The 10,247-nt window shown below is 36.8% G+C and carries 7 protein-coding genes and 1 rRNA gene; 5 read left to right on the top strand and 3 right to left on the bottom strand.

The window, feature by feature from the left end; genetic code table 11:
• Nucleotides 1–266: 266 nt before the first annotated feature.
• Both rrf and I6F42_RS11675 read left to right on the top strand, forming a co-directional pair.
• Nucleotides 267–381 (top strand): 5S ribosomal RNA (rrf, locus tag I6F42_RS11680).
• Between the two features lie 738 nt (nt 382–1,119).
• A complete protein-coding gene (locus tag I6F42_RS11675) occupies nt 1,120–1,755 on the top strand; it encodes an isoprenylcysteine carboxylmethyltransferase family protein (RefSeq protein WP_010553522.1) in 636 nt (211 codons plus the stop codon).
• A 252-nt stretch (nt 1,756–2,007) separates the two neighbouring features.
• Here the strand turns inward: I6F42_RS11675 and I6F42_RS11670 are convergent, their stop codons facing one another.
• From I6F42_RS11670 to I6F42_RS11660, 3 genes are read right to left on the bottom strand one after another with little or no spacing between them, the layout of a single operon-like run.
• Complete coding sequence (locus tag I6F42_RS11670; RefSeq protein WP_197152234.1) at nt 2,008–4,029, bottom strand: EAL domain-containing protein; 2,022 nt, start codon at nt 4,027–4,029, stop codon at nt 2,008–2,010.
• Between the two features lie 4 nt (nt 4,030–4,033).
• The gene (locus I6F42_RS11665) at nt 4,034–4,561 is read right to left on the bottom strand and encodes a YfiR family protein (protein ID WP_010553524.1); all 528 of its coding nucleotides are present in this window, start codon (nt 4,559–4,561) and stop codon (nt 4,034–4,036) included.
• A 9-nt stretch (nt 4,562–4,570) separates the two neighbouring features.
• Nucleotides 4,571–6,631 (bottom strand): TonB-dependent receptor domain-containing protein, encoded by a 2,061-nt coding sequence (locus I6F42_RS11660; protein ID WP_197152232.1) that lies wholly within the window; start codon nt 6,629–6,631, stop codon nt 4,571–4,573.
• A gap of 484 nt (nt 6,632–7,115) precedes the next feature.
• On the opposite strand from I6F42_RS11660, the gene I6F42_RS11655 reads away from it, so the two are divergent.
• The 3 genes from I6F42_RS11655 (at nt 7,116) to I6F42_RS11645 (ending at nt 10,167) form a co-directional block, all read left to right on the top strand.
• Entirely contained in the window at nt 7,116–7,994 is an 879-nt protein-coding gene (locus I6F42_RS11655; protein WP_010553526.1) for a sensor domain-containing diguanylate cyclase, read from the top strand.
• Nucleotides 7,995–8,437: 443 nt separating this feature from the next.
• Nucleotides 8,438–9,454 (top strand): kelch repeat-containing protein, encoded by a 1,017-nt coding sequence (locus tag I6F42_RS11650; protein ID WP_197152231.1) that lies wholly within the window; start codon nt 8,438–8,440, stop codon nt 9,452–9,454.
• Complete coding sequence (locus I6F42_RS11645; RefSeq protein ID WP_010553529.1) at nt 9,451–10,167, top strand: Sir2 family NAD-dependent protein deacetylase; 717 nt, start codon at nt 9,451–9,453, stop codon at nt 10,165–10,167. Before I6F42_RS11650 ends, I6F42_RS11645 begins: the two co-directional genes overlap by 4 nt.
• Nucleotides 10,168–10,247: the final 80 nt, after the last annotated feature.

Here is a 10,247-nt window from a genome sequence, read left to right as displayed (position 1 = left end):
AAGTGGTGTGAGCCATTAAGCTAACTTGTACTAATTACCCGTGAGGCTTAACCATACAACGCCAAACGCGTTTTATGTGATAGTGAAACACGCGAAGAAGTTAATATAACTAAAGTAGATATTACTTAGAAAGACTTAAAAAATATTATCAGATATTTTCCAAATTCAAGAGGTGACTCTTAGCGCATAGCGTTAAAGTTGAGGCACCTTGCGCAAAGAAAATGGTAGCACTACGTGCTTGTCATTGATTCTTTGCACCTAATTTGCTTGGTGACAATAGCGTTTTGGACCCACCTGATTCCATGCCGAACTCAGTAGTGAAACGAAACAGCGCCGATGATAGTGTAGCATTTGCTATGTGAAAGTAGGACATTACCAGGCTTCAAATTGTAGAAAGCCCGAATCTAACGATTCGGGCTTTTTTACGTCTGCAGAAAAGTGAAATATGCGCAATTAATGCACACACATCAAGACCTATCACGTAGGGCGGGCGAGCGCAGCGATTCCTGACGCTAAAATCACAACAAAATCCCTCAATATCTTAGTCGGCCAATACAGTAGCATTTGCTACGTGACTCTCCACCGCTGAAGGTATCATGACATCACACAAGCATTAAGTTGTAGAGCTCCCGAAACTAACGAGCTGGGCTTTTTACATTTTTAGAAAAGTGATTCAGGTAATCCGCTATGGCGAAGCGTCTCTCAATGAATAATCTACTTAATTTAACGAGTTAAAGTGGCATCGCCGATGCGAGTGTCGTCTTTCACTGTGACTTCCTAACGCTGAGGGTACTATTGCACTGTACAAAGCTTCAAATTAAAGAAAGTCCTAACCTAAATAGTCGTTTTTTTTGCATATATAGAATGTAAAAATATGAGTGAATAATATCAATTCAAATATATAAGCAGATTGGTATTATATAAAAAGTATGAGATCCTCATAAATCAAAGTTATTTTAAATTAATGGTATGAGTTAATGATTACTCGTTAACAAACCTCTGACTTAACTTGTTTATGGAGGCAATGAATACTAATATAATTTCATGACCTTATAACTAAAATTTATTGAGTTAGTTGTTTTAAAATTACTACCAATAATGATTGTGAGCTGTAACTAGATGCCCTATGAAACATTTTTAGATGACTCTACTTCGCTAGTTGAATTTACACGTATTTACTTAGCTATTTTTTATACTTTTGTTGCGGGGTTTTATACATTTAGAATTATTTATAAAAATAGAGACACACCATCAGGCGTTATTTATCCCGGAGATAAGTTTTGTACTAGTTGGTGGAACCATATGGTTTTTAAGTTTTTCAGGGCTGCTATTTGGTTTATATGTGTAATTAGAGTGTTTGTACCTGAGTTAGATAGCTACCTTGGGTTATTCCCAATTCTCAATGGCTGGCCAGGTGTATTATTTGGCGATATTTTATTGAGTGCAGGTTTTATTTTGACGATGTTTGTACATTTTCATATGGCAGCACTTTGGCGTTCAGGAATTGATCCTAAGGGGCCGCATGAGCTTAAAACATCAGGACTATATGAATACTCTAGGAATCCGATGTATTTAGGTGTTGTAGCTGCACAGGTGGGTTTCTTTTTAGCCTTACCTAGTATATTTAGTTTGACCTGTTTGGTTATTGGTTTTATAGCTATATATAGACAGACGTTAGTTGAAGAAGCTCATTTAGCTCATCGCTTTTCAACACAATATAAAGAGTATAAGCAACTAGTCCCTCGCTGGTTATAGCTTGGGATTAAGCTTTGAATATATGAATTTTAATTGAAGAGTTAGTGGGTGCTCTGTGTTGAATTGCTAAAATCCAGCAAGATGGACATAAATCAGATCACTTCTTTTTGTTTTATACCAATTCGCTTAATTAAGTGATCTATTTTGAGGATGGAAAAACGTGTTGATAGCTAGGCAAAAAATTTGCTATTTAGTTGTTCTAAATGAGAATTTTTTAACACAGGTAGCGACACATTTAGCCCCGCAAAATGATTAAGTATTATTGCGGATCGGTATTATATACTTTTCTATAAACTCTTGTTTAGTAATTGCCTTTGAAAAAATGTAGCCTTGAATATAATCGCAAGCAAGCAGCTTTAATAGGTCATACTGCTTTTGTGTTTCAACACCTTCCGCTACCACCATTACATCTAGGTTATGAGCCATAGTGATAATAGCCTTCACAAGAGCAATACTATTATCGTTTGATTCAATATCGCTTATAAATGAACGATCTATTTTTAAAATATCTATATCTAAGCGCTGTAAATACGCCAAAGAAGAATAACCAACACCAAAGTCGTCAATCGCTATGTCTATATTAATAGTGCTTAAGCGTTTTAATTGTCGCTGTATTGACGAATCTGGATCCATTAAGGTATTTTCAGTGACTTCAATTAAAATAGTGTTGGCGGGTAGTTGGTACTTTTTACTTGCAACAATCCATTCATCTACCCAGCAACCAGCGCGGTCAATTTCAAGAGGTGATGTATTTACACTGACTTGAATTGGCTTTTCACTTAAAACATTGAATTGGACGGTATCTTGAATTGCTTGAGATTTTACCCATTGGCCTATGTCGTTTATTAATCCGTTTTTTTCAGCGATAGGTATAAATTCGTTTGGCCCTATTAGGCCTCGTTCAGGGTGGTTCCAACGAATAAGGGCTTCAGCTTTTGGTACTGATTTCCCATCAATTGAAAATATAGGTTGGTAATATAATTCAAATTGTTTTTTTACAATTGCAGTGCGTATCTCTTCTATCAGGCGACGCTTTTCTGTGGCTTTTTCTTCGATAGCATAGGAGAAAAACTCATAGCGATTCCGCCCTTTATTTTTAGATAAATACATCGCTTGATCAGCACGTCTAACGAGCTCTTCTACTGTTAAACCATCAGTAGGGAAAAATGTTAAACCTATGCTTGCGGTAACATAGACTGTTTCTTTTTTTATTTTAATGCTCTGCATTAAACTACTTTTTACAGCTTTGGCAATTTTTGATGCTTCATCAGGGCTACTTACACCCTCTAAAATTAATGTAAATTCGTCTCCACCTAAGCGTGCTACTGTATCTTTTGTTGTTATACAGCTTTGCAGCCTCGTTGCTACCTGATGTAATAATAAATCACCGTAGTCATGCCCAAGGCTGTCGTTTACTTCTTTAAAACCATCTAAATCTATAAATATAAGTACGAATTTCATTCCTTCAACGCTTACTAAGCTTTGTAGTTTCTCGTAAAAATACCGTCTATTTGGTAAATCGGTTAACCCGTCTTGGTAAGCATATTGTTGCAACTGAATATTTGCATTTTCAAGTTCATTAGTACGAAGCCTAACTTGGTTTTCTAATGAACTTTCTCTTTGCTCAATGTTGTATAACATATCGTTAAAACAAGATGTTAACTGTCCTACTTCATCTTGTGATAGTTGTTCTGCGCGTAAACTATAGTCATGTGATGTGGTTATTTTACTGGCTGTTTGTGCTAAATATAAAATTGGGTTTAAAAATTTACGTCTTAATAAAAGCGACAAAATAAGACTAACCGCAAAGGTAAATACCATCAGGATCATTATAAACTTGGTATAAAAAGTGATTCTTTCTTTAATATAGCTGTCGTTAGCACGTATCTTTAATACACCATAATTATACATATCAAGTTGAAGTAAAGTATTAACTTCAATGCTTTGTTCTATTTCTTCATTTTCGGCTTGAGCAATAACAAGTTGTTCACCAGTCATACTCGTTACCATTATACTAATAACATCTGAGCGTATAAGTATTGGGTTTATAAGCTCTTGTACCGCATCTATATCATTAAACATAAGTGCAGTAGTTATATTGGGTGAAAGCATTTTAGACAGCGACCCTAAGCTTTCTATTTGTTCCTCTTTAGCGCTGCTGATCTCATAAGCACTAAATACAATTGTCACTATTGCGGTAGATACAAGTGCGACACTCATTAAGATAAATAATAATTTTTTGCTCATTGTATTTAATGCAAATAGTTTTTTCATTGCATTACCTATCTACAACGCGTGCAAGTCGTAGTACTTTTGAACTCATAGTAATGCCTGCATCTTTAAGCTGTTGTGGTGCAATTTCAAAGCGAATTTTACCACTGGAAAGAAAGAATCTGATATGGCCGCCATTTTCAATAAATGAGTCTGTTTCACCAATGACCATAATATTTTTTAGATCTAAAGGAGTTATGTTTTGCCACTGAGCAAATGTATCTGAGGTGATAAATAGCATATTACACGCAGATGTTGTGACTTCATCAAGAGTGACTAATTTATTATGCAAAGGTAATTTTTTTATAGTGCGATTTTTTAGAGCGGTGTTAGCCACATCAATAAAGTATTTATCAGGGCTACAAATAGTAAATTGATCAAGGGGTTCTAAATGAGAATCCCAGTGTCCAAAACGTGCAAAGTTATACAAGAAGCCTGCTTTTAGCATGTATTCTTTTTCAACAGCGTCAACGCTGGTACTTAAAAGTACCAAGGCTATTAAGCTTCTGTGAATTAGACTTCTTAATTTAATCATCTAATTAGCTTAGAAATTTGCTGAAATTGTAAACGTAATACATTCATCAATATAGTTTGGTAATGTATAGGTTTCGCGCGTATTACTGTACTCAATATGTGAACCTGAAAATAGGTTTTTACCCGAAACTGCAGTAGACCACACAGGAGTAGCCTGCCAATTCCAACTAATATCTAGCGTTGTGTAATTATCAGTATTATATGCATTTGAGTTTACTGCTCGTAATGTCGCAAACACATTATGGTTGGTTAAAAAAGAATAATCGGCTTTTGCAAATAACTGCCTGTTTTTAGAGTCATACCCGATAGCGGGCTCTACTCTAGGAGGTAAATCGTAGTTATAATCGGTGTAACTATAACCAAACTCAGTATTGAGATTATCAATTGGTTGCCATGATACTACTAAGTCGAACCCTTTAGTGGTTGTGTCTGCTACAGATGCAAAGTCTAAATCTATACGAGTCATTGTTAGTGCTTGAAATACTTCTGGAATTTTCCCTGCTAGAAATAAATTAAGTATAGGAGTGAATTGTTCAGCATGCGTATTCATATCAATAACCGCTACGTTTTTAGCATCGGTATAATAAGTAGAAAGATCTAATGACCAATCGTTAGCAGTAAAACGGTAGCCTAATTCATAAGATAGATAGTTTTCTGATTTAACTTTGTCATTACCATTTAGGTAGGTTGCAATCCGGTAGTCGTCTATTTGGTCAAAGCCTGAACTTAAACCGGTAAGATCTTTAATTTCTGTACCATTAACTTTAAAGTTGTCGTTAAACTCAATTAATGTTGGTGTACGGACACTTCGCGATATTGCGCCCCAAGTAAGGTGGTTATCTACTGGTTTGTATATAAGTCTTGCTGATGGTTGATTTTCCCAGCCAGTTAAATCGTTATGATCAAGCTTAGTACCAATAATAAAGTCGAGAGTGTCAGGAGTCACATTGTATTGAGCTTGAACAAGTGCACCATATTGTTTGAGGCTATCAAAGTTTTTATCGCTATCTAAAAATACACTTTCTGCGAAAGAGATAGAGTTATACCGGTAGTTCAACCCCCAATCTAACTGTAGAGATTGATATATAAAGTTCATTTGATAATCAATATCTATCGATTCAAAGTCTTCTTTAATATAATTTTGAGAGCCATTTTGTTTAAGCCAAGAAATTTGTAGCATTTGATTGGCATCTGGCGACATTCTGTTTTCAAGGCGCGCCATTATGCGCGAGTCTGTTCGCTTTAAATCATCTGAAAATGAAATGTTTTCGTTGGTTTCATCGACAACACCTCGGTAGTTTTGGCCAAGTGTGGAATGAGTTACATCACCCTGAAGTAGCGCAGACCACTCATCATTAGGGGTAAAGTCAGCTCTAAAACCTAAAGAGTTTTGTTTGGTTGTGTCATTAGGGGGAAGTGAGATCCCTTTTTTTGATTCATTAGCATCTTTTAAGTGCCCATACACACGGTAGCTGCCTATGTTACTTATATCACCACCGTAGCGAAGATTAGCATCAACATTTATTTGATTACCAGTTGTTACACTTGCGTATCCACCGCGAGTATCAATACTATTTTTAGTAATGATATTAATAACGCCATTATTTGCGTTACTTCCCCAAAGTAATCCGCCTTGTCCGCGTATAACTTCAATACGTTCAATATCGTACAAAGGAACGTTGAGTGTTTCCCAATAAACAGCGGCAAACTTTGGGGTATATAAGCTTTGTCCGTCAATCATAACCAATAATTTGCTTGAAAAGCGAGAGGCAATGCCTCTTGAGGAAATAGCCCATTGATTGTTATCGAGCTGACGAACAATTAAACCCGGCACCATTTTTAGTGCTTCAGGTACTGATGTAGCACCAGATTTAGTAATTTGTTCTTTACTTAATACATAAATAGATGAAGCGGTATCAAATGCTGATTGTGCTCTTTTCATCGCAGAAGTTGCTTGCACATCCATACCCATTAAAGCATCAAGATCGAGGTCTTCATCTTCAAACGGCTCAGCCATTACAAGAGGGCACACAAAAAGTAATGGCCAAAATAAACGTTGTGATATTTTCACCCAAAAATCTCCTGCGCAATCAAAAAATCAAAAACAATGACTGTTTTTGTAATACATGTGATATCACACAATATTAACATACATTAACAGCGTAAAAGTATAAATGCGATTAAATCAAAACAACTAATTTTGTAGTAGTTAAAAAATTTAACTTTGGCCAATAAAACAGTAAAATTTAAAAAAATAAAGTAGATAAATTTTATACAATTACATTTATTAAAGAGTCAAAAAATAGAAGTTACTGAGAGTTATATGATTATATACTATTTAAAATTTAGTCTATTTTTGAAGGACTTCAAAGTATTTTGCGCTTATTGATTATTTAACTTTGCATTTCATGCTTTTACAAGGGCACTATTAATTATACGTGCACGATTAATCTAACTTTGTATTAACTATTATTGTAGTTTCAATTACCTTTGCTTTTATTAAAGGTATATAGAATACTTAAATTCGCTTGGTTTTGCTTTGAAGGCACCAAAGTATGGAAAAAAATGAATTAATTAATGTAGAAGAAGTACTCAATTTAATGCTTGATGCCGTATGCGTGGTAGATAAACAAGGCACATTTGTTTTTGTAAGCGCAGCATTTGAGCAAATATTTGGTTATACGGCCGATGAAGTTGTTGGCACAAAAATGATTAATTACGTTTACGAAGGTGATCATTATAAAACGCATAATGCCGTAACTTCGCTGTTGTCTGGCGAAATGGTGAACCCTCGCTTTGAAAACCGTTGGATGAGAAAAGATGGTCAAGTAGTTCATATACTATGGTCTGTTCGTTGGTCAGAGCAACATCAAGTAAGAATTGCTGTCGCGCACGATATAACTGAACGTAAAGTAATGGAAGATCAACTCCATTATATGGCACGGCACGATGTGTTAACTGGCCTACCAAATCGATCTTTATTGATGAATCGATTAGAAAAAGTAATTATTAGTGCAACTACAAACAACACGTTTTTTTCTTTACTGTTTATAGACATAAATGGCTTTAAAGCAGTAAACGATACTCACGGACACGAAATTGGCGATAAGCTTTTATGCGCTATAGCTAAAAGGCTTTCAGCGTCAGTAAGGCATTACGACACAGTAGGGCGTTTAGGCGGAGACGAATTTTTAATTATTTTAGATAACTTAAGTTCTAGCCACGAAACCGTCAGAATAAAAAATAAAGTCCTCACTGAGTTTAAAGCCGTCTTTAAGTTAGATGACGTATTACTAAATATTTCACCCAGTATAGGGATTGCAAACTACCCCGAACATGGCCAAACAGATCACGAACTCATAAAGTATGCTGATCAAGCTATGTACAAAAATAAGCAACGAGGCTTAGATAACGTAACCTATTTACCTCAATAACTAAGCTGAACTATCACCTTAGGTTAAACAATTATCACAGCGCCCTTGACTACAATGCCTTACTTGCCGACATATTTTTAATATCGGTTTGCCAGTGCTGCGCTAAAAAATCTATAAATGCTCTTACAACAGTTTGTTGGTAGTTCCTTGATAAATAGGCTGCCCACAAATTATGTCCAGATGATAATGAAGGCGATTACCGTATCGGCAGTAATACATTTTTTGCTAATGATGCAGGCGAAAGCAAGGTATAGGTCACTGATTATGCAACCGCAATGGTTGATGAAGCGCAAAATGCAGCGCACGTAAATCAGCATATTGGTATTGCCTACTAATATGGTTACTAATCAAAAGCGTTTGATTATTTAGATATAACAATACTGGCTCACAAGGTTAAAATAATTTAATCTGAGCGTATTAATTCTTATTAAATTATTTGCCTTATGAGCCTTCTTTTTTCTCTTGCGTTAGCAAGCCTTCCCGCTTTACCAGAGCCAGTTGCTAATAATGCTGTGGCTAAAGTTACAGTACAAAACCAAACCTATTTTTTAAGCTTTATGGGGCTGGGGGGCGATAAACAATACTCGTCCGTACATAACAAAGTGTGGGCGCTTAAAGTTGGCGATTCACAGTGGCAATCTAAAACTGGTGTGCCTTCAAGCTTGCCATTAAAAGGGCGCTTAGCAAGCACCGCAGTCGGCTTAGGCGAGTACGCCTATGTGTTTGGCGGCTATACGGTAGCAGAGGATCATACTGAAGTTTCAAGCCCCGACGTATATAAGTACGACGTAATAAAAGATACCTACACTCATCTTGCGAGCATGCCAGTACCCGTAGACGATAGCGTCGCGCTGAGCTACAAAGCGCGTTACATTTATCTAATTAGCGGTTGGCATAACGACGGCAACGTAAACTTAGTGCAAGTATACGACACGCAAAATAATACATGGCAACAAGCCTCGCCATTTTTAGGTGAGCCTGTATTTGGCCAAGCCGCTGCTATTAGTGCTAACACCATTGTTATTTGTGATGGCGTTAAAACACAAGCTAATCCTTATTCGCGTCGCTCGTTTGCAGGTGTAGCACAGTGCTTAAAAGGCACAATAGATTCAACTAACCCACAAAAAATAGATTGGCGTACCTTGCCACATCCAACGGGCACTGCTCACTACCGAATGGCAGCCACCAGCTATAATGGTAATATTTATATGATGGCAGGCTCTAATAACCCATACAACTACAGCGCAATAGGTTACGACGGCAAACCTGCACCTGCAAGTGACCATGTTTGGCGCTTTAGTATCGAAAAAAACGAATGGCAGATTTTATCCCCTGTTGAAGTAAAGAGCATGGATCATCGTGGTTTACTTGAGCACAGTGGGGTTTTATATCGAATTGGCGGCATTGATAACAGTCAGCAAGTAAGCGCTAACGTACTCGGTTACGAGGCGCCAAAGTGAATACCCTTTACATTACCGGAGCGGGAGTCAGCGCTGCCAGTGGTATTCCCACCTTTAGAGGGGAGGATGGTTATTGGACCATTGGCAGTAAAAATTATACGCCTATGGAAATGGCAACACGCGCAATGTACCAAAACGCCCCAAAAGAGTTTTTAGCATGGTATTACCATCGCTTTGCAACGTATCGTAACCATGGCCCAAACGACGTACACCATTGGCTAAGTGACAAAAACCTAATTACTCAAAACATAGATGGGCTTGATGGCAAAGCGGGTAACAAAAATTACATAGCTATACACGGCAGGCTTGATCAAATGACCTTATTTCATGAGCAAGGGGAGCCAGTCACGCCACTTGCCACCCCGTGGGATAGCGTAGACGAAAGCCGCCTGCAAGAGTCTCTTTTTGAGCTATTTAATATTCAACACCAAACGCCTGAACTAAACCATTCATTTAAGCCCTTTGTTTTATTATTTGACGAATACTACACCGAGCTTTACAGAATAACAGAAGCACAACAGCGTATGATCAACGCCGATAAAATTGTATTTATGGGCACCTCGTTTAGCGTTAATATTACGCAAATGGCAATTGAAATAGCCCGAAATTACGACATTCCTGTTGAAGTGGTTGACCCTGAGCCTGCACATATTTTGCACGCTAACGTCACATATAAAAAAATGAATGCATTAGATTACATTCAATCTAATTAAGAAGTGCTATATTTTAAAGGGATTGATAATGTTTTCTTAAATATTACAATCTCTTTATATAATATTAACGAGTCAAAAAT

The organism is Pseudoalteromonas sp. SWYJZ12 (assembly GCF_015864395.1).
Lineage (GTDB): Bacteria > Pseudomonadota > Gammaproteobacteria > Enterobacterales > Alteromonadaceae > Pseudoalteromonas > Pseudoalteromonas arctica.
This window is presented reverse-complemented; position numbering and strand designations above follow the sequence as displayed.

Coding starts and splice junctions, on each gene's coding strand:
- I6F42_RS11675 (WP_010553522.1), top strand. CDS start 1,120: ATGCCCTATGAAACATTTTTAGATGACTCTACTTCGCTAGTTGAATTT.
- I6F42_RS11655 (WP_010553526.1), top strand. CDS start 7,116: ATGGAAAAAAATGAATTAATTAATGTAGAAGAAGTACTCAATTTAATG.
- I6F42_RS11665 (WP_010553524.1), bottom strand. CDS start 4,561: ATGATTAAATTAAGAAGTCTAATTCACAGAAGCTTAATAGCCTTGGTA.
- I6F42_RS11650 (WP_197152231.1), top strand. CDS start 8,438: ATGAGCCTTCTTTTTTCTCTTGCGTTAGCAAGCCTTCCCGCTTTACCA.
- I6F42_RS11670 (WP_197152234.1), bottom strand. CDS start 4,029: ATGAAAAAACTATTTGCATTAAATACAATGAGCAAAAAATTATTATTT.